The organism is Curtobacterium sp. NPDC098951, assembly GCF_044759965.1.
Taxonomy (GTDB): domain Bacteria; phylum Actinomycetota; class Actinomycetes; order Actinomycetales; family Microbacteriaceae; genus Curtobacterium.
The window spans coordinates 1-21,879 of the sequence record NZ_JBIWAG010000007.1; the positions used below are offsets into that span (position 1 = coordinate 1).

The following is a 21,879-nucleotide window of genomic DNA, read 5'->3' on the forward strand; positions in this document are numbered from 1 at the left end:
TCGGCGCTGCAGCGTCTTCGATGACGGTCAGGATCTGCAAACTGCCGTCCTCCCGCACCACCGAAGTCGTGGTTGACGAGTTGTTATTGTCGAAGGTCGCCACCCCGGTACCCGCAACGACCGCGTCTGCTGCCTGGTCCGCGACTCACTCACGGTCCGCCATGTGGACGCTGTGCGACCCCTGTGCTCACGCCCCCTCCCACCACCGCAGCACACGCGTGCCGACGAGCGTGAGCCAACGGGACGGCTCGCCGGCCGGGACGTCCACCTCGAACCACTGCCGACCGGGCGGACGCTCGCCCTGGAGCCAGCGTCCGTCGGCGCCCCGTGCGGCGCGGACCACCTCGATCGCCTCGGCGGCGCGGGGGTCCGGCGCAGCTCCGTCCCGGAGCGCCGCAGCCCGGAGGTGGTCGGTCGCGCGGAGCACGGTGTACTTCCAGCGGAACGGGTACGCGAACTCCGTGGCCCAGGGACCGACGAGCTCGCCGTCGGACTTCCGGTGGAGGAGGCGCCGGTCGAGCAGGTAGTCGGCACCCCGGTGGCGGGCTTCGCGCAGCTCGTCGGCAAGGGGGTGCCGACCGTCGGTCAGGACCTCGTGCTGCAGGAGCCCGTCGAGCACGTTGAGGGTGGAGTGGAACGAGGACACGGTCGAGCCCTCGACCCAGTCGCAGTTCCACCCGCCGTCGCGCAGCTGGTGCTCGAGCAGCCACTGCGCGATCCCGTCGACGTCGGCTCCGAGCCACGCTCCGTTCGCGAGCGTGAACGCGTTGATGCAGCAGTCGACCTCGCCGCCCCAGTACGGCAGCTCGTCGTACTCCCACCGGCTGTTCGCGTCGAGCCGTGCGGCGGTGTCCCCGAGGACCGCGGCATCGAGGCCCCACTCGCGCAGGGCGTTGAGCGACCAGGTCGTCGCGGTGTACGGCTGGCCGGGACCCTCGGGCTCGGGTTCGGCGGGGAAGTACGCGCCGCCGGCCCACTGTCCGTCCGGGTCCTGGCGGGCGAGGAGTGCTCCGCCGAGGCCCTCGGTCGCGACTCGGGCGCGGGTGGCCTGCCACGTCGACTCGGGGGCGCCGACGAGGTCGCGCTCCACCTGCCACCGGAGGGCCGGGTCCGAGTCGAGGAGCCAGTCGACCACCGTGTCGTCCATGGCGCGGACACTACCTTGATCACGGCGCGGAGACGACCCCGACCACAGTGCGGAGACGACCCCGACCACGGCTCGGAGACGACCCCGACCACGACGCGCGGGCGTCCGCGCCTCAGCCGACGTACCGGTACGACCCGCCGTCGTCCGTCCGCTCGAGCACACCGAGGTCCACGGCGTCGCGCCGCACGACGGCGACGTCCTCGGCGAACATCGCGATCGCGGCGTTGAGCACGGGCTCGGGGACCGCCCGGCCGGTGCCGAGCCGGTCGAACACGAGCCCGACGATGCGGACGGACAGCGGGTGGCGCTGGTCGTCCGGCGCCGGCATGCGTGCGATCCGGTCGAACTCGAGCAGCGCCGCCGGCGACTGCAACCGCTGCAGGTCCTGCGCCGTCCGCCCGAGCAACGGCGTGTCCGGGCCGTCGTCCCCGACCCAGTCGAAGGCCCGGACAGCGGCGCTCGTCCGCTCGTCGAGGGCTGCGCCGCCAACGATCGCTGCCCGGAGCGACGGGCTCGCCAGCACCGCGACGGCCTGGCGAGCCCGTGCGACCGAGTCGCGCAGGGACATCAGAAGTAGGTGATCCCGTGCGGCGCCCGCGGCGGGGTCAGCATCGCCCGCAGCAGTGCCGGCGCAGCGGGGTCCGTCGCGCGCAGCAGGCCGGCCGCGGCGAGCGTCGTCGGCGAGACCGACCCGATGAGCACCGCGCCGAGGTCCGCGACGTCGAGCTGGATGTCGGAGGCGGCCGCGTCGGCGTCGTCGGCGGTCCGTGTGACTGTGCCGCGCCCGTCGTGGACTTCCAGCCGGTACGTGCCGGCCGCGTGGCCGAGCGCGTCCGTCACGGCGAGCGTCAGCGAACCGTCGACGGCGTACGGCCGCGAGGCGAGGACCCGCTCGACGTCGAGGACACGGAGCCAGACGTGGTCCTCCTCGTGGTCGACGTCGTACGCGCGGTTGTCGCCGAGCGCCGCGACGATCGGATCGTCGAGCCGCGAGCGGCTGTACGTGACGACGTCGTTGAGGTCGATCGAGAGCAGGAACTCCCAGAGCGACAGGTAGGCCTCGTCCGTCGCGTAGACCAGATCGACGATCTCGAGCGTCGTGTCGCCGTCGCGGCTCTCCTTGACGCGCCACGTCACGTAGCCGTCGACCTCGTCCGAGTCGTCGGGGCGGTGCACGGCGGCCCGGACGTCCTTCGCCTTCTCGCCGTCCCCGGTGCGCAGGCCGAACACGATGGGCCAGGTGCCGGTGTTCCGGACCATGGAGCCCGGCGTCCGTGCGTCGAACCGGTCGAAGACGGCCCGGCCGGGGCCGTCCGCGAGCCACTCGGGCGTGACGACGCTGACGACACCGGTGGTCGGGACGAGGAACGGCAGTGCACGCGCTCGGCGGACGCGGACGGCCCGCTCGCGGATTGCACTGCCGAAGCCGAAGCGGCGGTAGATGGTGCCCTCGGACGCCGTCAGCGAGGCGATCGCGTAGCCCTCGGCGACGCCGCGCTCGAGGGCGTGCGTCATCATCGCGCGGAGGATCCCGCGGCGGCGTTCGGTCGGTCGAACGGTCACGGCGGAGATCGCCTGGGTGTCGATCGACGTTCCGTCGCCCCAGCTCAGCGCCTTGCCGAACCAAGCGAAGGTGCCGGCCGGCCAGGTCTCGTCGACGGAGCCCGGCGCGGGACGGCGCACGTGGGCGCCGAGCCAGGTCTGGTCGTCGACGACGAAGTCCGCGACCATCTGCGCGGCCACCTCGCCCCCGGGGTGGGGCTCGTGGAACCCGAGCCCCACGGCCTGCATCCAGGCCTCGGTCTCGGCGTTCGGTGCCCCCTGCTCGTCCGTCCCGGGCGCGAAGGCGCGCAGCTCGTAGCGGTCGTCGAATGCCTCGTTGCTCACGTTCTCGACCCTATCGGGGTCGAGTGACGGAACGACAGGCAGACGGGCGTGCCAGGAGGCGCGGCTCGGCCCCGCCACCCGCCGCACGCGGGTGCGGATCACGCTGGCCCGCGCCGGCTCACCTCCCGGCGCGGCGGGACGCCGATCGGGGCGGGTTCTTCCGGAGGTGCTCGCGGATCCGCCCGAGGACCCGGTCGAGCTCGGCGGCGTCGTCGTCCGTGATCGGTGCGAACAACAGCCCGTGCACGGTGCCGATGTGCCCGGGGAACACCGCGGCGAGGACGTCCCGCCCGGCGTCGGTCAGCGAGACCACGGTGCTGCGCTCGTCGTCGGGCGAGGGGCGGCGCGTGACGAGGCCGCGCTGCTCGAGCAGCTGCGCCTGGTACGTCAGGCCGCTCCTGCTGTAGACGACGCCGTCGGCGAGGTCCGTCATCCGCAGGTGCCCGTCGGGGGAGTCCCCGAGTCGGGCCAGCAGCTGGAACTGCACGTACGACAACCCGCCGGCGTCCTTGAGCTGCTGCTCGACCGAGGGACGGAGGAGCGCGCTCACCTCGGTGAAGGCGAGGTAGGCGCGCAGCTGTGTCGGGGTGAGGGACGACGGGGTTCCGGACATGCCGCCATCCTACCTGTTGCTTCGAGTTCGAAGCAGTGGTACGGTCACACCAATCGCTTCGAATTCGAAGCACAACGCAGAGGAGTCCATCATGAAGGCAGTGCAGTTCCACGAGGTCGGCGGTCCCGAGGTCCTCACCCACGGTGACGTCGAGCAGCCCACCCCCGGCCCGGGCGAGGTGCTCGTCCGGGTCACCGCGTCGGCGTACAACGCGGCGGACAACGGCATGCGCGGCGGGTTCCTGCCGATCCCCGTCGTGCTCCCGCACGTCCCCGGGTACGACGTCTCGGGCACGGTCGACGCGCTCGGGGACGGTGTCACGGACCTCGCGGTCGGCGACGCGGTGATCGGGTTCCTGCCGATGGAGCGGGACGGCGGAGCGGCCGAGTACGTCGTCGCCCCGGCCGACGCCCTCGTCCCCGCGCCGACCAGCATCCCCCTGGCGGACGCCGCGGCCCTGCCGTCGGTGGCGCTCACGGCGTGGCAGGCGCTCTTCGACGAGGGGCGGCTCGAGGCCGGGCAGCGGGTGCTGATCGTCGGTGCCGGCGGCGTGGTCGGGAAGTACGCGATCCAGCTCGCGAAGCGCGCCGGCGTCGAGGTGATCGCCACCGCCAGCCCGCGGAGCATCGACGCCGTCCGTGCCGCCGGTGCCGACCAGGTCGTCGATCACACCACGACCGACGTCCTGCGGGCGGTCGACGGCCAGGTCGACGTCCTGCTCAACCTCGCGCCGATCGAACCCGAGCAGTTCGCCGCGTTCGTGGCCGCGGTCCGCGACGGCGGCGCGGTCGTGAGCACGACGGCGTTCCTGGCGACCCCGGGGGACGAATCCCGCGGAGTCCGTGCGGCGACGGTGTTCGTGCTCCGGAACCGCGAGCGGCTGGCCGAGCTCGTGCGGCTCGTCGACGCCGGCGAGCTCACGGTCGAGGTGACGCGGCGCATCCCGCTGACCGAACTGCAGTCGCTGCACACCGAGGGTGCGGCCGGACGGATCGCCGGCAAGGTCGTCGTCCTCGTCTGAGTGACCAGCGACCCGGTGGGTGGGTGGTGACCCACCACCGGGCCGGGCCGGTCAGGGGGTGCCGCGCCGCGCCTCCTGGGCGACGACCTCGTCGAGGTCCGACAGCTTCCGCATCTGCTGCAGCGGCCGGGCCATCCGGTTGTTGTGCCGCAGCGCCGGCTCCGTCCGTGCGAGGAACGCCCAGTACCCCGCCGTGAACGGGCAGGCGTCCTCGCCGGTGCGCTTCGTCGGGTCGAACCGGCAGCCACCGCAGTGGTCGGACATCCGGTCGATGTACCGACCGCCGGACGCGTAGGGCTTCGTCGCGACCATCCCGCCGTCCGCGTGCTGCGACATGCCGATGATGTTCGCCGGCATCACCCAGTCCGTGCCGTCGACGAACACGTCGGTGAACCACTCGGTCAGCTGGACGGGCTCGTAGCCGCGCTGCAACGCCCAGTTGCCGAGCACCATCAGCCGCTGGATGTGGTGCAGCCACCCGTGCTCGTGCAGACCGTCGACGGCGGTGCGGAGGCACACGGCGTCGATGTCGGACGCGTCGAGCTCCCGCCACCAGCGGGGGAGCCGCTCGTGGGCGTCGAGCGCGTTCTCGGTCGCGCCGTAGTCGTCGCCGAACCACCAGTACAGGTGCCAGACGTAGTCCCGCCACCCGGCGATCTGCCGGACGAAGCCCTCGACGCTCGCGAGCGGCGCGTCGTCGTCCCGGTGCGCCACGAGCGCCGCCTCGATCGCGTCGCGCGGGTCGAGGACGCCGAGGTTCATCGGGACGCTGAGCAGCGAGTGCGCCATCGTCCAGTCGTTCGTCAGCGTGGCGTCCTCGAACGGGCCGAAGTCGTTCAGCCGACTCGACACGAAGTCCGCCAGTGCCCGCTGCGCCTCGTCGTGCGTCACGGCGAAGCGTCGACGGTCGTCCGCCCCGACGAACCGGGCGACACCGTCCCGCTCCCACCGGTCGAGGTCGCGGCGGACCTCGCCGTCGATCGCGTCCTCCTCCGGCCACCACGGCTCCGGCAGGCCGAGCGTCGTCGCGCCCTTGGGTGGCGGTTCGCGGTTCTGGTCGTCGAGGCTGAACTTCCCGCCGACCGGCTTCTCCGAGCGCATCAGCCACCCCTCGCGCTTGCGGACGCGCTCGTAGAACGTCTCCATCCGGAACCGGCCGGTGCCCTGCGCGGCCCACTCGGCGAACTCGTCCTCGTCGGTGACGAAGCCGCGGCTCGGCAGCACCTCGGTGCCCCGACCCCAGTGCCGGACCTGCGCGCGGAGGGTGCGGGACGGCGGGTCCACCACCTCGAGGTCGTCGCGCCCGACCAGCGCGTCCTTGAGCGTGTCGACCCGGACGTGCTCGACGCGGTCGCCCTCGCCGGCGTCCCGGAGCTCCTGGACACGGTGCCGGAGCGCGCTCAGCCACAGGTGGGCCTTGGCGCGGTGCATCGGCCTGGCGGTGAAGAACTCGCGGGCCTCGACCACCAGCAGCGGGCCGCCGTCGTCGAAGTCCGGCCCGTACTGCCCCGGCAGGATCAGGCGGCGTCGTGGACCCGCGCCGCCGGAGTGCTCGTCCGTCATGCGCCGGACGCTACGCGAGCGCCGACGGCCGGGCGCGGGACGTCCCCCGACTGCTCGGCGGGTTCCGGGCTGGAGCCAGCACCCGCATCACCCTCGCCCAGATCCACGCCCTGCTGAAGCAGCACAGCCACAAGACGAACGTTGACATCGTCCGCATCGATGTGAAGCGCGCTCAGGGCGGCGGCGTCGGCGTCGGCGTCGGCGTGATGCTCGCCGACGGCACCGTCACGTTCCTGCCCGTCGGCGAGAGCGAGTAGGCCATCGGCTCGAAACAACGGCGGGACTGCCTTTTCATCCGGCTGGCCTATCGGGCGGAAACACCCCTTCACGAACCCAGGTCTGAATGCGCACCTCGAACCTGGCGGTCGTCATGGCCGCTCTCGCCGTAGTGACAAGGTCTAGTTCGTGGTCAATGACCCCTGAGCTGAAAGCACGGTCGACGTCATCGAGGATCGCGACTGCCTGGTCTCGAAGTCCAAGATAGGTCGCCTGCTCGTCTATCTGATTGCGAACCAGTAAGGGAGGGTATTCGCGGAAGTCGAACTCACGGCCGAGCGCTCGCTCCCGAGTCTTCGCAACGTATTCATACATCTTGCCGGCGAGCGCTGCCCGGTCGAGACGAAGTTCGCGGACTCGCTCCCGCTCGTTGCGCGCCTCCTCCTCACGCACGACGAGATCTTGAAAGTCTCTGGTGCGATCCGCGATCGCGTTGCTTCGCGAGGCAACCCAGATCGTCGCACCACCGATGATCAGCGCCGCAATTACCCCGAACAACCCCGTGCCTATGTCACTCCACCACCCGTAGGAAAACCAGGGCTGCCATTCGGTTGAGAACAGAATCACTTGCTGACCGTACCGCGACCGCGACAGACAGGAAGCGTACGATGGCACTCAGTGAATCTTCGGAAGGTGACCCACGCGACGATCTCTTACTCCTGGCCACCTCGGCGCGCGTCGTCCACCGCGGCGAGCGCGCCCTTCGCCGCTGCGGCGCCGATGGCCTCGAGGTGCGTCTGGTCAGTGATACTCGGCAAACGACGCTCCGCCAGGTCACCATCTGGGCTGCCGAGCACGGTCGTCGGCGAGGACACGCAGACCGGTGGCACCCGAACGAGGGCCGATGCCAATGTCCGCCCCGTGCAATACGCCGTGGGTCAGCCATCATTCGGCCCGCAGGTTCGGGCCGTTCGTGTATCAGGGCCTTGCCCGACTAGTGAAACGGCAACGCACCCCGTCCTGCGACAACCCGGCCGGGGTCGGGTAGTCCCATACGTCCACTTCCGCGGTACAGAGGATAGGGAGCGTGGCCTTTAGCGCCTCAGCAACGGCCCGTTCTCTCGGCCCAGACCAGCTGATGAAGATTTTCTTGCGTGCACGTTACATGACGCATGCAAGGTCCGCGGAACTCGGCCGTAAAGAGGGGGTCACCGCGGCCATAGTTTCACCGCGAAGGACGCCCACACGCGCGTCGTGCCGCTCTTCACGACCTGGCGCACCTGCGCCCCCGCTCGTTCTCAGGGGCTGGTGGCGGTCAGAACCCCCACGATGATCGCCGGCATCGAGCCCAGCGCCGAAGCTGCCGTCGGGAACCAGAGATTTTGGGCCCAGCCACGCCACGTCTTGCGCGCTTCATCGTCCGTGGACAGGTTTGCCGCGAGGTGAAGAGCGGCAGCGAGTCGCTGACCTGCTTCCACGAAGTCGAAGCGGTCGAAGACTTTCTCGTCGGCGAGGGCGGCCTGCATCTCCCGGACGAGCTTGTGGAGGTAGTCCTTCACTTGCTGACCGAGCGTCGCATCCTGCTCGATGAGATCCTCGACTTGTCGGAGGAAGTCGGTCAGCTCCATCTGGCTCTTCTCGTCTGGGATCAAAGCATCTTGCTCGAACCATCCGGCAAGGGACTCAAGGTGGTCGAGGGTCGATTCCGGGAAGAACAGATCGGGATTGACCCCGTTAGTCCATCCATCGGGGTAGGCCAGAACGAGCTCAGTCCACTCGCGTAGGTACCGGCGGTACACAGCGACTCGTCGGCCCTTTCGCTCGAGCTCGTCGATCCCCATCCGCAGGGCCAGCAGATCCTGAAGCGCCAGGACCTGACGTTCGAGCCCGTCATCCGACTCGATGTCGCGAGCGTCCCGTTGCGTCTGCGTCCCAGAGCGGGACGCTTCCTTGGCTCGGGTCAGGAATTCGAGCAAGCGCTGAGCTGGATTCACCTCCCGAGGGTATCCGAGAGCGCCCTACTGGCGCGGGGGTGGAAAGGAATTCATCGTGAGCGCTGAGATGAAGGCAGTCCTCGGCGAGGCCATTGCTGCGCATCCCGACGACGAACAGGACGGCGCCATCCCCACCGGCTACGCCCTGCGGGCCAAAGGCCGGGGCGTCGCGGTCGAGGACAGCGACCTCACCTGCATGCTCCGAGCCATCGCCGAGGGGCGGGACTACATCACCACGCTCGGCCTCGTCGGATGGATGCGCGTCGTCGCCCAGAACATAGCCCTCGAGGGCTGGCCGAGCGAGGGCTAGGTCCGACGCCCACCTGGCCCGGACCCCTCCGCCCCCACCCCGACGTCTCTGCCGTAGCGCGCCGTGGGGTGAACCGGGCCGGCACCTACGGGCCTGCCTCAGAGCGACGTACCGAACATGGTCCCGCTCGCTAGGCCGACGATGTAGGGCACGGCCCCGCACGCCAGCATGATGGCCATCAGGATGCTCGCTCCGATCGCGTAACGCCGACCTGACCCTTCGCGCCGCTGCATCTCCCGCGCTGACGCCACAACGATCATGACCATCACTGCGGTAATGGCGGCAAGCACGAAACCGACAGCGAGGGCGCCCCATCGAGCCGCGGCGACCGGCACGGATGGGTTCAGCCACCCGGACGCTGACGCCCAGATGATGCCAACGAACAGCACGACGAACGCGCCCAGAGCCTGGGATGTGACATCACGCCAGAATTTCTCGTCGGCCATCCAGTTCAGCGGCCAGAACCGCGACCGAGCGGACTTCTCATCTTCCATGGATTGATCATCGCCGACACCGACGATCGAAACCGTCGGTCACCGCCCCCCCCCGAGAGCTCATGGAAAAGCCAACCGTGCCTGCACCAAGGTCCTCGATGGCAGCACCGCCGCTTCCGCGCCGCAGCGACACCGAGTGGAAAACCTGCCCGCACGCGTACCCAGCCGAGCTCTGCCTCAGATGGGACGGACCGCCCCCGACCACTCCTCGCTGAACCCGCCTCACCTTGAGCCGTCCATGCAGCGCCTACGCACCGAGCTGGCTCTGCGCTACGTAGTGCTCAGACCTCAAATATTCGTACAGGTACAGCCGTGATCACGAACGCGAGGAACACGAAGCAACGAGACCTCGACCGGGCTGGCCTCCGCAAGCGGGGCGCAGCCTGCGGCATCTGCTGGCATCCCCTCGACTACGACCTCGACTGTCGTGGCCCACGATCCTTCACCGCGAACCGCATCGTTCCTCTCGCACGGAGAGGAGCCGACACCCTGGTGAACAAGCGTGCCGCGCACCGTGAGTGCAACCGCAAGAAGCGGGCACGACTGATCGCTCCGATCGTGCGTCGCAGCGCTCACCTACTCGCTAAGAGCTTGTATCAAGCAATGTTCTGATATCGGTCAGACTTGCCTCGGGCATATCGATAAATCTTCTGATGGGGGATCCCCCGGCGATCCTAGGTACCGCCACGCACACCGCGCCCGAGGTGTCCTGTCCCGACGCGCGGCCGCTGTGTAGGGTGACTCGCATGCAGTGCATCTGAACCGCTTCCGACACCCACCAGTGCGCCACGTCGGCGCCGTCGAAAGGTTCACCATGTCCGCATTCCTGCCCCTGCACGGCAAGACCGCCCTCGTCACCGGCGTGTCCCGACGCCGCGGCATCGGGTTCGCCGTCGCCTCGAAGCTCGCGTCCCTCGGCGCCAGCGTCGTCATCCACCACCACCGTCCGCACGACCTCGACCTGCCGTGGGGCGGCGACGACCTCGACGCGGTCCGCGACGGCGTCCGCGCGCACCTGACCGAGGGAGCGCGGTTCGCCGACCTCCCCGCCGACCTGTCCGACTCGTCCACGATCCCCGGGCTGATCGCGACCGCCGCCGCGCTCACCGGGACGCTCGACGTCCTCGTGTGCAACCACGCGAAGAGCGGCGACGACGGCAGCATCCTCGACATGACCCCCGAGCGGCTCAGCGCCTTCTGGGAGGTCAACACCCGCGCGACCGTGCTCCTCACCGCCGAGTTCGCGCGGTTGCGGGCGCCGCGGCCCGACGAGCCGCGGCGACCCGGCGACCGGATCCAGGGGAACGGTCCGTACCCGGGGCCGCAGGGCCACGTGTTCTGGATGACCTCGGGGCAGATCCACGGCGCCATGCGCGGCGAGGTGGCCTACGCCGCGAGCAAGGCGGCACTCGCGGGGGTCACGGCGACGGTGGCGCAGGAGCTCCTCGAGCTCGGCATCGTCCTGAACACGATCAACCCCGGGCCGGTGAACACCGGGTACCTGGACCCCGAGACCACCGACCGGTCGCTGGACGACCTCGACGACTGGATCGCGACCACGCCGTTCGGTCGCGTCGGCAGGCCGGAGGACCCCGCCGAGCTCATCGCGTGGCTGGCGACGTCGGCGGGGAGCTGGGTCGTCGGCCAGGTGCTCACCTCGGACGGCGGCTTCAGCCTCTGACGCGGCCACGGCCACGGCCGTCGGCCAGACCACGGTCGGACGGGAGGCACGGTGCGGGCCCGCACCTCGCCTGGCGTCCGCCGTCCGGTCGCGGTCAGTCGGTGGCGCCCGGCGGCGGGTCGAGCAGCAGGCCGACGCGGTCGGCCAGGTAGGCCTCGAGCGGGACGGTGGTGCCCGCGGTGGGGGACCACCGGACGGCGGGGACCCCGTCCGCTATGACGAGCACCCCGTCCGAGCCGACGAGCGAGTCGTCGAGGGGGATCGGCGTCGCCCCGTGGTTCACGGTGTCGCCCGGCTCGAAGTGCCCCTTCTGCGCCGCCGCCCGGTACGCGCGGCGGACCTCGGCGGAGACCGACACGAACTGCGAGCGACCGGGCTCGGTCACGCGCGTGATCCGACCGGTCGCCCAGACCCGGCCGTCGGTCTCGGGCGAGGACCCGAGCAGCAGGGCACCGACGCGCCAGACCCGGCCGAGGGAGCGGATGGCGGGGTCACGCCGGATGCCGAGCAACGCCCGCGGTTCGACGTACTCGCCGAGGGCCTCGTCGGGGACGTCGGCGTCGCGGAGTCGTCGTGCGGCGTCGTCGAGCAGCGCCCTCGCCCGTTCCACGCCGTCCGTCACGGCACCCGAGCGTAGTCGGGTGGTCGCCCCCGCCACACCCCGTCGACCGGCCACCCGGAATGCCGGGTGCCGTGCGGCCGTTGCACCGTCCGGAAACGAGGAGGGCCCCATGGGCATCGTGCGGTGGCTGTTCGACGCGCAGCTCGTCATCGGCGACCAGACCGTGCTCTGGCGCGAGGTGATCGGCAACGTGTTCGGCTTGCTCAGCGCCCTCGGTGGGATGCGCCGCAAGGTCTGGGCCTGGCCGGTCGGCATCGTCGGCAACGCCCTGCTCTTCACCGTCTTCATGGGGGCGCTCTTCGACACCCCCAACCCGGTGAACCTGCTCGGTCAGGCCGGTCGCCAGGTGATGTTCATCATCGTCAGCGTCTACGGCTGGTACCGCTGGACGCACCGCCCCGAGGACGTGACGACCGTGATCGAGCCGCGCTGGGCCTCCTGGCGCGCCCGCGCACTGCTCGTCCTCGCGCTGGTGGGCGGCACCGCCGTGCTGACCCCGGTGTTCCGCGCCCTCGGCTCGTACGAGCCGGTGTGGAGCGACGCCTGGATCTTCGTCGGCTCGCTGCTCGCGACCTACGGCATGGCGAAGGGCTGGGTGGAGTTCTGGCTCATCTGGGTCGCGGTCGACCTGGTCGGCGTGCCGCTGCTCTTCTCGGCCGGGTACTACGCCTCCGGGCTCATGTACGTGTTCTACGGGGTCTTCACGCTGGCCGGGTTCTTCGTCTGGATGCGACAGCGGACGCGGCCCCCGGCGGCGGCCGTCACGGTCGGCTGACCTCGGGTCCGGCCGAGTCCGGCCGTGTCCGGCCGTGTCCGGCCGTGTCCGGCCGCGTCCGGCCGTGTCCGGCCGTGTCCGGCCGTGTCCGGCCGCGTCCGGCCGTGTCCGGATTGCGCGACGCCCCCCGCACGGGTTGCAGACACCTGTTCGGGATTCCGCTGGGATGGCTGAATGACAGAACTTCACGTGGCGGCTCTCGAGGACGAACAGTCGCTCGCCGAGCGGATCGTCCGTGGCGCCATCCGCGCCTACCGGCTCCACCCGTTCGACCAGGTCGACGCCGCGGTCGTCGCCGAGACCGCCCGGCTCCCGCTCGACGCCGTCGAGCGCGTGTTCCCGACCTGGGACGCCCTGCTCCTCGTGACGTACGACCGCTGGGTCCAGCTCCGCGGCACCCGACGCAGCTGCGCGCCCCGGTGCACCATCGAGTACGTCCGCATGACCCTGGCCGAGGACGTCGCGGATCCGGGGCTCGTCCGCGTCCTCGCAGGTGTCGTCAACATCGCCGGGGCCGAGACGGGCTTCGCCGAACTCTTCCGCAAGCGCTACGACGACTACGTCGCCCAGCTCGCGGCCGGACTCCAGCGCGACTTCGACGCCGACGTCGAGCAGTCGGCGATCCCGGCGGACCAGGCGGCCACCCAGCTCGTGGCGCTCTACCAGGGGCTGCAGATCCAGATGCTCGTCCGCCCGTACATCGACGTCCTCGTCGAGTACGACCGAGCGGTCCGGACGCTGCGCCGCGGATGGCAGGAGCGTGAGGTCCCCGCGTGGGACCTCGAGGACTCGCAGGCGACGGTCGTTCCCATGCGGCCGGCCGTGACCGTGCTCTCGTCGTCGGCCCGAGTCGCCCAGACGTCGGCCTGAGCCGTCCCGTCGTCGGCCTGAGCCGTCCCGTCGTCCGCCTGAGCGGCTCCGGTGGCCTCCCGCCGCCGGTGCTCAGCGTGCCGGTCGGCCCCGTCGCCGCCACGATGCGATCTGCCGGAGCGTCACCTTCGACCCGTACTGGGCGACCGAGTGCCGGAACAGGTACTCGGCGAACCACAGCAGCACCGCCGCGACCACGAACACCTCGACGATGCAGACCACCGACTCGGCGACGGTGAGCGAGCCGACCGCGTTCCGGACCATCGCGGTGATCGGCGTGAACGTCGGGAAGTACGTGAAGAACGACGCGACCGGCGACGTCGGCGTCGTCATCACGAAGAACGCCGCGTAGAGCGGGATGATCAGCGAGAAGATCGCCACCGACTGCAGCGCCGAGGCGTCCTTGATCGACGGCACCGCAGCGCCGACGACGACGAAGAGGGCCGAGGCGAGCAGGACCCCGCCGACCAGGAGCAGCGCACCGACCGCCATCCGCCAGGGGTCGATCGCCAGTCCGCCGAGCCGTGACGCCACGAGGGGGAGCGCGACGAGCAGCCCGATCAACCCCGGGACCACGAAGACCCCCACCTGGACAAACCCGACGAGCAGCATCGCGATGACCTTGCCGCGGATGAGGTCCCCGGCGGTCACGGTGGTCAGGATCATCTCGGAGATGCGGTTCTCCTTCTCCTCGACCACCACCGTCACCATGCGGGTCGCGAGCAGGATGACGAGTCCGAAGAACGCCGCGACGTAGAGGAACGGCGGCACGATCGACAACCACCCGGGGGCGACCGCACCGTCGGCGTAGGTCGTCAGGTCGGTGGCCGGTGGGTTGCGCAGGAGCTCGACGGACTCCGGGTCGTCGACGGCCTGGGCGACGCTCTGCTCGAGCACCCGCTCGGCCAGCGACGAGTACCCGCCGTTGCCGAAGAGCCCGCGGTCGGCGCCCTCGACACGGATCGGCGAGGTCGACGGGGACGCCGGGAAGGTGATGAACGCGTCGAGGGAGCCCGCGCGCACCGCGGCCCGGTCAGCAGCGGGGTCGGTCGAGGGCGATCCGCCCCACCGCGCCGCCACGCGCTCGGACACGAGCCCCGACTCGTCGACGTACCGGAACGGCGTCTTCGTGGCGGACGAACTCGACACGACCGAGTCGGTGCCGGCGCTCTGCCCGACCCCGACGAGCAGGGAGACGACGACGATGACCACCGGCAGCGCGAGCGTGCCGATCCAGAATGCGGGCTTCTTCACCGCACGGACGAACTCGAACCGGATCACGGTCCCCAGGCGGCTCACGCGGCCGCTCCGGCCCGCGCGGCCTCGGCAGCGGCATCGGAGCCCGCGTCGTGGCCGTACACCTGGACGAAGATCTCGTCGAGCGGGATGCGGCGCATCTCGAACCCGGTGACGTGCACGCCGGCCGAGACGAGCGACGCGAGCACGTCCGAGCCGTCGGCCGCCGCAGCGGGGGTCGGCACGAGGTAGGCGATGTGCCCCTCGTGCCGGGCGAGCCGGTAGAGCGGCGACGGCGGGACGGGGCCGTCGAGTCCCACCCGGGCGACCGCGCCGCCGAATGCGTCCTGCACGTCCGGGATGGTGCCGTACGCCGCCGCGGTGCCGTCCTTCAGGAGGAGGATGCGATCGCAGAGCCGTTCGACCTCGTCCATGTGGTGGGTCACGAGGACGACCGTCGCGCCGTCGGCCTTCCGCTCGTCGACGAGGTCGAGGAGCAGCCGGCGGTTCACCGGGTCGAGGCCCTTGGTCGGCTCGTCGAGGATGAGCAGCCGCGGCCGGTCCATGATCGTGATGCCGAGCTGCACCTTCTGCTGCTGCCCGCCGGAGAGCTTGTCGACGCGGAGCTTCGCGCGGTCGGCCAGCCCGACGCGGGCGAGGTAGTCCATGCTCCACGCGGTCGCCTCCGGGCCGCGCAGGCCGCGGAGCCGCCCGAAGTACGTCATCACGTCGATGACGGACTCCTTGCGGTAGAGCCCGCGTTCCTCGGGCAGGTAGCCGATCCCGCCGGTCGCAGGCCGGTAGGGCTCGCCGTCGATCGTCAGCGTGCCGGCGGTCGGCGCGGTGATGCCGAGCAGGGCGCGGATGGTGGTGGTCTTGCCGGAGCCGTTGCTGCCGAGCAGGCCGAAGGTCTCACCGGGGGCGATGTCGAACGACAGGCCGTCGACCACGTTCCGGTCCCCGAACCGCATCACGAAGTCCCGCACGCTGATGGTCGCCCCGCTCATGCGGCCGACCCTACCGGTCGTTCCTTCCCAGAACAGTCGCGATGGGATGCGGAAACGGGCGTACCTGGTCGAACAAGACGACCAGGTACGCCCGATTCCGCCAGGTACGCCTGAGACCGCCCGGCGGGCTGCCGGACGACGAACGCTGTCGCGACCGGCCGACGGACTGGAGGCGCGGTGCCTGACCGCACCGCGCCTCCCGTCCGTCACCTGGTTCCGTCAGGAACGCAACCAGGCCGTCCCCACACCCGACAGTGCGCCGTCTGCCACCGGCGCGGAGGCGAGCAGCAGCTCGCCGGCAGGGAGGTCGTAGGGCTCGTCGCCGAACACCGTCACGCTCGTCCACCCGTTCGGGCGACGGAACGCGAGGACGTCGTCGCGGCCGGTCTCGAGCCACTCGAGGTGCTCCTCGGACTGCAGCTGCCCACGCAGGCCGAGCGCCTTCCGGTAGAGATGCAGCGTCGAGTCCGGGTCGGCGTCCTCCGCCTCGACCGACACCTCGCCGAACCAGGCCGGCTGCGGCAGGTGCGACCCACCCGCACCGAAGCCGAAGCTCTCACCCGAGCGGGTCCACGGCAGGGGCACGCGGCAGCCGTCACGGCCCACGTCGACGCCCGGGTTCCGGAAGAACGCGGGGTCCTGGCGGTCGGCGTCGGGGATGTCGCCGACCTCCTGCAGCCCGAGCTCCTCGCCCTGGTACAGGTACGCCGAACCGGGCAGCGCGAGCTCGAGGAGTGTCGCCGCGGTGGCACGGCGCAGGCCGAGCGCGCGGTCGAGCGCGTCCTGCGAACCGCCGGCGAGCAGCCACGCCGAGCCCTGCTTCTCCTCCGCACCGTTGCGAGCGGGGAGCGCGTAGCGGGTGGCGTGCCGGACGACGTCGTGGTTCGAGAAGACCCACGTGGTCGACGAGCCGGACTGCTCGGCGAGACCGAGGTTGAACTCGATGATGCTGCGGAACTGGCCGGCGTCGAAGTCGGCCTCGAGCAGGTCGAAGTTGAACGCCTGCCCGAGCCCCTCGGCGCTGGCGTACCGGGCGCGGCGATCGGCGGCGACCCATGCCTCGGCGACCGCGGTCCGTGCGGGCGTGTACTCGTCGAAGACCTTCCGCCACTCGGCGTAGATCTCGTGCACGTCGTCGCGGTCCCACAGGATGTGCGAGCCGTCCTTCGGGGACGCGAGGACCTCGGCCCAGCTGGGGAGTTCCCCGTCCGGCAGGTCCTTCGCGAGCCCGTGCGCCACGTCGATGCGGAACCCGTCGACGCCGCGGTCGGACCAGAAGCGCAGGGTGTGCAGGAAGTCGTCGCGGACCTCGCGGTTCGCCCAGTTCAGGTCGGGCTGCTCCTTCGCGAAGTTGTGCAGGTACCACTGGCCGTCGCCGACCGCGGTCCACGCCGGGCCGCCGAAGATCGACACCCAGTCCGCGGGGGCCTGTTCTCCGGACGGTCCGGTGCCGTCGCGGAACACGTAGCGGTCGCGTGCCGGGCTGCCCTTCGGGGACGCCAGCGCCTCACGGAACCACGCGTGCCGGTCGCTCGTGTGGTTCGGCACCACGTCGACGATGACCCGGATGCCGGCGCCGTGCAGCGCCGCGACCATCGCGTCGAAGTCGTCGAGCGTGCCGAGCCGCGGGTCGACGTCGCGGTAGTCGTCGACGTCGTAGCCGCCGTCGGCGAGGGCGGACGGGTAGAACGGGCTGAGCCAGACGGCCTCGATGCCGAGCGACGCCAGGTACGGCACCTTCGCGGTGATGCCGGGGAGGTCGCCGATGCCGTCGCCGTTCGCGTCGGCGAACGACCGCGGGTAGATCTGGTAGACGCTCGCCTGGCGCCACCAGGTCTCGTCGGTGGCGGTCGGTGCGGGCCGGACTCCTGGTTCGAGCACGTCGGTCATGGGGTGGGGGTCCTCTCGGGTCGGTGTGGGCGCGGCTGCGGGCGCGTGCGTGGCGGGGCTCGTCACTTGATGGCTCCCTGGGTGACCCCGGCCATCACCCAGCGCTGCGTGAACAGGTAGACGATGATCGCCGGGGCCATCGCCATGAGGTACGAGGCGAACGACACGTTGTAGTTGTTGCTGAACTGCGTCTGGAACATCTGCTGGAGCACCGGGAGCGTCTGCAGCGCCGGGTTCGAGGTGATCAGCGACGGCATCACGAAGTCGTTCCAGGACGCGAGGAACGCGAAGATGCCGACCGTGGCGCTCATCGGTGCCAGCAACGGGAACACGAGCCGCCAGAACACCTGGCCGGTGCTCGCGCCGTCGATCCTGGCGCTCTCCTCGAGCTCCGCGGGGATCGAGCGGAGGAACGCGGTGAACAGCAGCACGCTGAACGACAGCTGGAACATGACGTGCAGGATCGCGACGCCGATCGGGTTGTCCAGGTGGGCCAGGCCGGTGAGCTTCACCTGCGACAGGGCGAGCACCGGGAACGGCAGGAACATCGCGGCGAGCAGGTAGAAGAACGACCAGCGGAACAGCCGGCGCTCCCAGTTCCGTGCGATCGCGTACGCCGTGAACGACGCCAGCAGGATCGTGCCGACGACCGTGATCGCGGCGATGAGGACGGAGACGCCGAACGCCCGCGGGAAGTCGGTGAGCTCCCAGGCCTGCACGAAGCCGTCGACGCTGAACGGCGCCGGCAGCGAGAACGCGTTGCCGTCGACCGCCTGGCTCGTCGTCTTGAAGGCCATCGTGATCGTCACGTAGAGCGGCACGAGCACGGACAGGGCGCAGAGGACGAGGACGACCGTGACGGGCCAGTTGAAGCGCTCGCCGCGGCGGCCGGCGTTCCGGTCGGCGTCGACGGAGCGGATCGTGCCGGTGGCGGTGGTCCCCGGCTGGAGGGGTGCCTGGATGGTCATCAGAGCGCTGCCTTCCCGCGGGTCGCCCGCAGCTGGATCACGGCGATGACCACCGCGATGACGAAGAAGATCGTCGCGTTCGCCATCTGGTAGGCGTAGTCGCCGCCGTTGAAGCCCTTGAAGATCGACATCGCGACGCTGGTGGTCGAGGTGCCGGGGCCGCCGTCGGTGAGGCCGACGATGATGTCGTACGAGTTCAGGAAGTTCTTGAACCCGATGACGAGGTTGATGAGGATGTAGCCCGCGGTGAGCGGCGCCGTGATCGACACGAGCTGCCGCCAGGCGCTCGCGCCGTCGAGGGCAGACGCCTCGTACACCTCGGCCGGGATCGAGAGCACCCCGGCGATGTAGATGAGGAGCGTCGACGGGATCGCCTGCCACGCGGTCACGACGACGACCGCGACCCAGGCCAGGTCCGGGTTCGCGAGGATGCTCTGTTCGAGCGGGGCGAAACCGAGCGTGGTCGCGAGCGCCGGCAGGCTGTTCGCGAACAGGAACGAGAACACGTAGGCGATGACGATGCCCGAGATCACCATGGGCAGGACGAAGACGGCGCGGAGCGCGATCTTGCCGCGGATCTTCGAGGTCAGGGCGATCGCGAGCAGGAACGCGACCGCGTTCACGACGAGGACCGTGACGAGCGAGAACCCGATCGTGAACAGGTACGCCTGCAGGATCGCCGGGTCGCTGAACACGGCGACGTAGTTCGTCAGGCCGATGAACCGGAAGTCACCGAACCCGACGGAGTCGGTGAAGCTCAGCACGATGCCCATCACGGCGGGGAGCGTGATCGCCAGCGTGAAGAGCAGGAGGGTGGGGATCAGGAAGACGAGGAAGAGCGGGTCGGTCCGGCTGCGCTTCGTGCGCCCGGCGCCTCGTCCGGCCTGGAGGCGCGGTGCGGCACCGCCCCGTCGGCGGCTGCCCGCCGTCGTGACGGATTCTGTGGTCGTGGTGGCCAAGGTCGTCTCCTTACGCGGCCGTGCGGAGCGCGAGACGCGCCCAGTCGCCGTCGAGGGTGCGGAGTTGGGGAGCGGGGGCACCGCCGAAGGCGATGGACTGCAGGTAGTTCGCCACCGGGATCTCTGCGGGGATCAGCTGCGAGGCACCCAGGTAGAAGTTCGCCTGGTCGTACGAGTCCTGCATGCCGCGGAGCGCCGGGTTCGACGCCGGCGGCGAGTCCTTCCGGACGCCGAAACCGTTGTTGTCGGCGTTGTACTCGTCACTCACGGCGGGGCTCATCAGGAACGACAGGAACTCGCGCGCCGCCTCCTTCTTGCGGGACGCCTCCGGGATCCAGAGGCCCAGGTCGACGTTCACGCGCACCTTGTTGTCGGCGGCGTCGTCGGTCGCCGGGAACGGGAACGTGCCGAGCTCGATGTCCTTGTTCGACTTCGCGATCTCGCCGAGCGCCCACGGCCCCTGCAGGTACATCGCGGCCTTCCCCTGCGCGAACGCGAGGTTGCCGTCGCCGTACCCGCGGCTCGCCGCGCCCTGCTGGTGCCACTGCAGGAGGTCCACCATGCGGTCGACCGGTGCGGCGAAGTCCTTCTCGAACGAGACGCTCGAACCCGAGCCGACCTTCGTGCCCTCGCGGTCGAGTGCCGCGAAGGTCTGCTGCAGGTCGAGCATCCCGCCCACCGAGTAGTCGAACATGCCCTGGGCGATCGTCCAGTTGTCCTTGTACGTGCCGTACATCGGCGTGATGCCGGCCTTGGTGAGCCGTTCGCAGACGTCGCGGAACTCGCTCCACGTGGTCGGCACGTCGATGCCCTGGTCGGCGAAGATCTGCTTGTTGTAGATCACCGACGCCGCGGTCACCGAGTACGGCAGCACGCTCGTCCGACCCGGGTAGTCCGCGGTCTGCTTCATGAGCGGCCACAGGTCGGGGTTGATCGTGTCCTTCTCCGGCAGGTCCGACAGGTCCGAGAGGGCGCCGTGCTCGACGAACGAGACCATCGCGTAGTTGTAGTTCAGGCAGCCGAGGTCCGGCGGTCGGTTCCGGACGAAGTTGGCGGACATGTTCGACGTCGAGTCGCGGATGACGCGGATCTTCGACTGGCTGTCGTGGAACTTGGCGATGACCTCGTCGAAGTAGCCGATGACCTCGGGCTTCGACACGTAGAAGGTGATCGTCTCGGGGCGGCTGCTCGAGGAACCGAGCGGGGCACAGCCGGCGAGGGCCAGGCCCGCACCGATGCCGCCCGCCCCGAGCAGGAACCCGCGGCGGCTGAGCGCGGCGGCGTTCCTGGTGGTGGCGTGTGTCTGCACGTCGTCTCCGTCCGTCCGGACCCGGCGTCCCTGCCGTTCCGGTTCGCGGTCCGGCTCCGGTGCCGCCCGCACGACTTAATCTAGCGAGAAAATCTAATTCCGCAAGGAACTGTTTCCGCGGTAGTGTGCGGACATGCCGCCGCCCCGTGGAACGAGCGCAGAGACGCTGCTCGCGTACGCCTTCTCGGTGCGGGCGTTCACCGCGACCGAGGCGATCGACGCCACCGGGCTGACCCGCTCCACCGTCCTGGCCGCGTGCGAGGAACTCGTCCGCCTCGGCTGGGTCCGCGAGCTCGACGACGCCCGCGCCGCGGGGGAGTACCGCATCGGCCGGCCGGCCCGTCGGTACGAGCTCGACACCACCGCCGGCGTCGTGCTCGGGATCGACGCCGGGCAGCACCGCGTCACCGTGCTCGTGGCCGACGTGCGCGGCACGGTGCTCGGTCGCGCCGAAGGGACCCTCGGCGACTCCGGTCTCGACGTGCCGGTCCGGCTCGGGGTCGTGGGTGAGACCGTCGCCGCCGCGCTCCTCGACGCCCGGGTCGACCACGACCGGGTCCTCGTCTCGGTCGTCGGCATCCCCGCGCCCGTCGACGCCGGCGGTGCGTCCCCCGGCGACGGCGGGTTCTGGGACCGGATGAACCCGGGCTTCGCCGATGCCGTCCCGGGGCACCTGGTCGTGGTCGAGAACGACGCGAACCTCGCCGCGCTCGCCGAACGGCCGTCCTCGGGCGACGCCTCGTTCGCGGCGCTGCTCTCCGGCGAGCGGTTCGGCAGCGGGCTCGTCGTCGACGGCGTCCTGCTCCGCGGTGCCCACGGTGGCGCGGGGGAGATGCGCGTGCTCGACCTCGTCGATGGCGTCGGCTCGTCCGACGGCATCGGCGCCACCGCACGTCGACTCGTCGCCGAGGCGTTCGCCGCGGGTGCGGTCCCGGCGGACAGCCCCCTCACGGCGGACGCCGATCCCGCTGTCCTCTTCCGCGCGGCACGGGCCGGCGACCCCGTCGCCCTCGACATCGTCGACCGCCTGGGGGACCGGCTGGCGCGGGTCTGCGTCCTGCTCGTGAGCCTGCTCGACATCGACCGCGTCGTCGTGGCCGGCGCCATCGCCGAACCCGCCGCCGCCGTCATCGAGCGGGCACGCGTCTGGCTCGACGGCGCGGGGTTCGACCCCGTCCCGGAGATCGTCGCGTCGACGCTCGGCGCCGACGTCGTGGTGATCGGTGCGGTGGCGCACGCAGTCGACGCGGTCCGGGCGGCGCCGCTGTCGTTCGCGCTCACGACACGCCCGGCAGCCGCCGTGCTGTGACGATCGGA

General features: G+C 70.6%; 23 protein-coding genes. 8 read left to right on the forward strand and 15 right to left on the reverse strand.

Annotation, left to right across the window (positions count from 1 at the left end; translation table 11 throughout):
• Positions 1 to 187: 187 nt before the first annotated feature.
• From ACIQUC_RS16225 to ACIQUC_RS16240, 4 genes are all read right to left on the reverse strand, one after another.
• On the reverse strand, positions 188 to 1,147 hold the full coding sequence (locus tag ACIQUC_RS16225; protein WP_402269013.1) for a squalene cyclase: 960 nt from the start codon (positions 1,145 to 1,147) through the stop codon (positions 188 to 190).
• Positions 1,148 to 1,259: 112 nt separating this feature from the next.
• Complete coding sequence (locus ACIQUC_RS16230; protein WP_402269015.1) at positions 1,260 to 1,715, reverse strand: DUF2087 domain-containing protein; 456 nt, start codon at positions 1,713 to 1,715, stop codon at positions 1,260 to 1,262.
• Positions 1,715 to 3,034 carry a GNAT family N-acetyltransferase gene (locus ACIQUC_RS16235; protein WP_402269016.1) on the reverse strand — a complete coding sequence of 440 codons (1,320 nt, stop codon included), beginning with the start codon at positions 3,032 to 3,034 and terminating at the stop codon, positions 1,715 to 1,717. The genes ACIQUC_RS16230 and ACIQUC_RS16235 overlap by 1 nt, the downstream gene beginning before the upstream one ends.
• A gap of 118 nt (positions 3,035 to 3,152) precedes the next feature.
• Complete coding sequence (locus tag ACIQUC_RS16240) at positions 3,153 to 3,647, reverse strand: MarR family winged helix-turn-helix transcriptional regulator (RefSeq protein WP_402269018.1); 495 nt, start codon at positions 3,645 to 3,647, stop codon at positions 3,153 to 3,155.
• 91 nt (positions 3,648 to 3,738) lie between these two features.
• Between ACIQUC_RS16240 and ACIQUC_RS16245 the strand changes: the two genes are divergently transcribed.
• Positions 3,739 to 4,668 carry an NADP-dependent oxidoreductase gene (locus tag ACIQUC_RS16245; RefSeq protein WP_402269020.1) on the forward strand — a complete coding sequence of 310 codons (930 nt, stop codon included), beginning with the start codon at positions 3,739 to 3,741 and terminating at the stop codon, positions 4,666 to 4,668.
• A gap of 51 nt (positions 4,669 to 4,719) precedes the next feature.
• Here ACIQUC_RS16245 and ACIQUC_RS16250 read toward each other — a convergent pair whose 3' ends face one another.
• Positions 4,720 to 6,231 carry a cryptochrome/photolyase family protein gene (locus ACIQUC_RS16250; RefSeq protein WP_402269022.1) on the reverse strand — a complete coding sequence of 504 codons (1,512 nt, stop codon included), beginning with the start codon at positions 6,229 to 6,231 and terminating at the stop codon, positions 4,720 to 4,722.
• On the opposite strand from ACIQUC_RS16250, the gene ACIQUC_RS16255 reads away from it, so the two are divergent.
• On the forward strand, positions 6,198 to 6,488 hold the full coding sequence (locus ACIQUC_RS16255) for a hypothetical protein (RefSeq protein ID WP_402269024.1): 291 nt from the start codon (positions 6,198 to 6,200) through the stop codon (positions 6,486 to 6,488). The genes ACIQUC_RS16250 and ACIQUC_RS16255 overlap by 34 nt on opposite strands.
• Before the next feature lie 34 nt (positions 6,489 to 6,522).
• Here ACIQUC_RS16255 and ACIQUC_RS16260 read toward each other — a convergent pair whose 3' ends face one another.
• The gene (locus tag ACIQUC_RS16260; protein ID WP_402269026.1) at positions 6,523 to 7,074 is read right to left on the reverse strand and encodes a hypothetical protein; all 552 of its coding nucleotides are present in this window, start codon (positions 7,072 to 7,074) and stop codon (positions 6,523 to 6,525) included.
• A 671-nt stretch (positions 7,075 to 7,745) separates the two neighbouring features.
• Complete coding sequence (locus ACIQUC_RS16265) at positions 7,746 to 8,441, reverse strand: hypothetical protein (RefSeq protein WP_402269028.1); 696 nt, start codon at positions 8,439 to 8,441, stop codon at positions 7,746 to 7,748.
• 55 nt (positions 8,442 to 8,496) lie between these two features.
• Here ACIQUC_RS16265 and ACIQUC_RS16270 point away from each other — a divergent pair, with 55 nt between their 5' ends.
• The gene (locus ACIQUC_RS16270) at positions 8,497 to 8,751 is read left to right on the forward strand and encodes a hypothetical protein (RefSeq protein WP_402269030.1); all 255 of its coding nucleotides are present in this window, start codon (positions 8,497 to 8,499) and stop codon (positions 8,749 to 8,751) included.
• 98 nt (positions 8,752 to 8,849) lie between these two features.
• On the opposite strand, the gene ACIQUC_RS16275 is transcribed toward ACIQUC_RS16270, so the two are convergent.
• Positions 8,850 to 9,245, reverse strand: a complete 396-nt coding sequence (locus ACIQUC_RS16275; RefSeq protein WP_402269032.1) for a hypothetical protein — start codon at positions 9,243 to 9,245, stop codon at positions 8,850 to 8,852.
• A gap of 312 nt (positions 9,246 to 9,557) precedes the next feature.
• On the opposite strand from ACIQUC_RS16275, the gene ACIQUC_RS16280 reads away from it, so the two are divergent.
• Together ACIQUC_RS16280 and ACIQUC_RS16285 are read left to right on the forward strand one after the other, a co-directional pair.
• Positions 9,558 to 9,857 carry an HNH endonuclease gene (locus tag ACIQUC_RS16280; protein ID WP_402269034.1) on the forward strand — a complete coding sequence of 100 codons (300 nt, stop codon included), beginning with the start codon at positions 9,558 to 9,560 and terminating at the stop codon, positions 9,855 to 9,857.
• A gap of 202 nt (positions 9,858 to 10,059) precedes the next feature.
• A complete protein-coding gene (locus ACIQUC_RS16285; protein WP_402269035.1) occupies positions 10,060 to 10,926 on the forward strand; it encodes an SDR family oxidoreductase in 867 nt (288 codons plus the stop codon).
• 94 nt (positions 10,927 to 11,020) lie between these two features.
• On the opposite strand, the gene ACIQUC_RS16290 is transcribed toward ACIQUC_RS16285, so the two are convergent.
• Positions 11,021 to 11,548: a hypothetical protein gene (locus tag ACIQUC_RS16290; protein WP_402269037.1), complete on the reverse strand. Its 528-nt coding sequence runs from the start codon at positions 11,546 to 11,548 to the stop codon at positions 11,021 to 11,023.
• 109 nt (positions 11,549 to 11,657) lie between these two features.
• On the opposite strand from ACIQUC_RS16290, the gene pnuC reads away from it, so the two are divergent.
• Both pnuC and ACIQUC_RS16300 read left to right on the forward strand, forming a co-directional pair.
• Entirely contained in the window at positions 11,658 to 12,323 is a 666-nt protein-coding gene (gene pnuC, locus ACIQUC_RS16295; protein ID WP_402269039.1) for a nicotinamide riboside transporter PnuC, read from the forward strand.
• 174 nt (positions 12,324 to 12,497) lie between these two features.
• The gene (locus ACIQUC_RS16300; RefSeq protein WP_148286804.1) at positions 12,498 to 13,193 is read left to right on the forward strand and encodes a TetR family transcriptional regulator C-terminal domain-containing protein; all 696 of its coding nucleotides are present in this window, start codon (positions 12,498 to 12,500) and stop codon (positions 13,191 to 13,193) included.
• A gap of 72 nt (positions 13,194 to 13,265) precedes the next feature.
• Here ACIQUC_RS16300 and ACIQUC_RS16305 read toward each other — a convergent pair whose 3' ends face one another.
• The 6 genes from ACIQUC_RS16305 to ACIQUC_RS16330 form a co-directional block, all read right to left on the reverse strand.
• A complete protein-coding gene (locus ACIQUC_RS16305; protein ID WP_402269041.1) occupies positions 13,266 to 14,492 on the reverse strand; it encodes an ABC transporter permease in 1,227 nt (408 codons plus the stop codon).
• Positions 14,489 to 15,436 (reverse strand): ABC transporter ATP-binding protein, encoded by a 948-nt coding sequence (locus ACIQUC_RS16310; protein WP_402269043.1) that lies wholly within the window; start codon positions 15,434 to 15,436, stop codon positions 14,489 to 14,491. Before ACIQUC_RS16310 ends, ACIQUC_RS16305 begins: the two co-directional genes overlap by 4 nt.
• 219 nt (positions 15,437 to 15,655) lie before the next feature.
• Entirely contained in the window at positions 15,656 to 17,326 is a 1,671-nt protein-coding gene (locus tag ACIQUC_RS16315) for a glycoside hydrolase family 13 protein (protein ID WP_402269045.1), read from the reverse strand.
• A 62-nt stretch (positions 17,327 to 17,388) separates the two neighbouring features.
• On the reverse strand, positions 17,389 to 18,294 hold the full coding sequence (locus ACIQUC_RS16320; RefSeq protein ID WP_022905243.1) for a carbohydrate ABC transporter permease: 906 nt from the start codon (positions 18,292 to 18,294) through the stop codon (positions 17,389 to 17,391).
• Positions 18,294 to 19,253 carry a carbohydrate ABC transporter permease gene (locus tag ACIQUC_RS16325; protein WP_402269048.1) on the reverse strand — a complete coding sequence of 320 codons (960 nt, stop codon included), beginning with the start codon at positions 19,251 to 19,253 and terminating at the stop codon, positions 18,294 to 18,296. The genes ACIQUC_RS16320 and ACIQUC_RS16325 overlap by 1 nt, the downstream gene beginning before the upstream one ends.
• 10 nt (positions 19,254 to 19,263) lie before the next feature.
• On the reverse strand, positions 19,264 to 20,562 hold the full coding sequence (locus tag ACIQUC_RS16330) for an ABC transporter substrate-binding protein (RefSeq protein ID WP_402269050.1): 1,299 nt from the start codon (positions 20,560 to 20,562) through the stop codon (positions 19,264 to 19,266).
• A gap of 133 nt (positions 20,563 to 20,695) precedes the next feature.
• On the opposite strand from ACIQUC_RS16330, the gene ACIQUC_RS16335 reads away from it, so the two are divergent.
• Complete coding sequence (locus tag ACIQUC_RS16335) at positions 20,696 to 21,871, forward strand: ROK family protein (RefSeq protein ID WP_402269052.1); 1,176 nt, start codon at positions 20,696 to 20,698, stop codon at positions 21,869 to 21,871.
• Positions 21,872 to 21,879 lie beyond the last annotated feature (8 nt).

Bases quoted from the DNA above. Each gene is read 5' to 3' on its own strand.
- ACIQUC_RS16225 (WP_402269013.1), bottom strand. From the start codon at position 1,147: ATGGACGACACGGTGGTCGACTGGCTCCTCGACTCGGACCCGGCCCTC.
- ACIQUC_RS16230 (WP_402269015.1), bottom strand. From the start codon at position 1,715: ATGTCCCTGCGCGACTCGGTCGCACGGGCTCGCCAGGCCGTCGCGGTG.
- ACIQUC_RS16240 (WP_402269018.1), bottom strand. From the start codon at position 3,647: ATGTCCGGAACCCCGTCGTCCCTCACCCCGACACAGCTGCGCGCCTAC.
- ACIQUC_RS16245 (WP_402269020.1), top strand. From the start codon at position 3,739: ATGAAGGCAGTGCAGTTCCACGAGGTCGGCGGTCCCGAGGTCCTCACC.
- ACIQUC_RS16250 (WP_402269022.1), bottom strand. From the start codon at position 6,231: ATGACGGACGAGCACTCCGGCGGCGCGGGTCCACGACGCCGCCTGATC.
- ACIQUC_RS16275 (WP_402269032.1), bottom strand. From the start codon at position 9,245: ATGGAAGATGAGAAGTCCGCTCGGTCGCGGTTCTGGCCGCTGAACTGG.
- ACIQUC_RS16285 (WP_402269035.1), top strand. From the start codon at position 10,060: ATGTCCGCATTCCTGCCCCTGCACGGCAAGACCGCCCTCGTCACCGGC.
- pnuC (WP_402269039.1), top strand. From the start codon at position 11,658: ATGGGCATCGTGCGGTGGCTGTTCGACGCGCAGCTCGTCATCGGCGAC.
- ACIQUC_RS16300 (WP_148286804.1), top strand. From the start codon at position 12,498: ATGACAGAACTTCACGTGGCGGCTCTCGAGGACGAACAGTCGCTCGCC.
- ACIQUC_RS16310 (WP_402269043.1), bottom strand. From the start codon at position 15,436: ATGAGCGGGGCGACCATCAGCGTGCGGGACTTCGTGATGCGGTTCGGG.
- ACIQUC_RS16315 (WP_402269045.1), bottom strand. From the start codon at position 17,326: ATGACCGACGTGCTCGAACCAGGAGTCCGGCCCGCACCGACCGCCACC.
- ACIQUC_RS16320 (WP_022905243.1), bottom strand. From the start codon at position 18,294: ATGACCATCCAGGCACCCCTCCAGCCGGGGACCACCGCCACCGGCACG.
- ACIQUC_RS16335 (WP_402269052.1), top strand. From the start codon at position 20,696: ATGCCGCCGCCCCGTGGAACGAGCGCAGAGACGCTGCTCGCGTACGCC.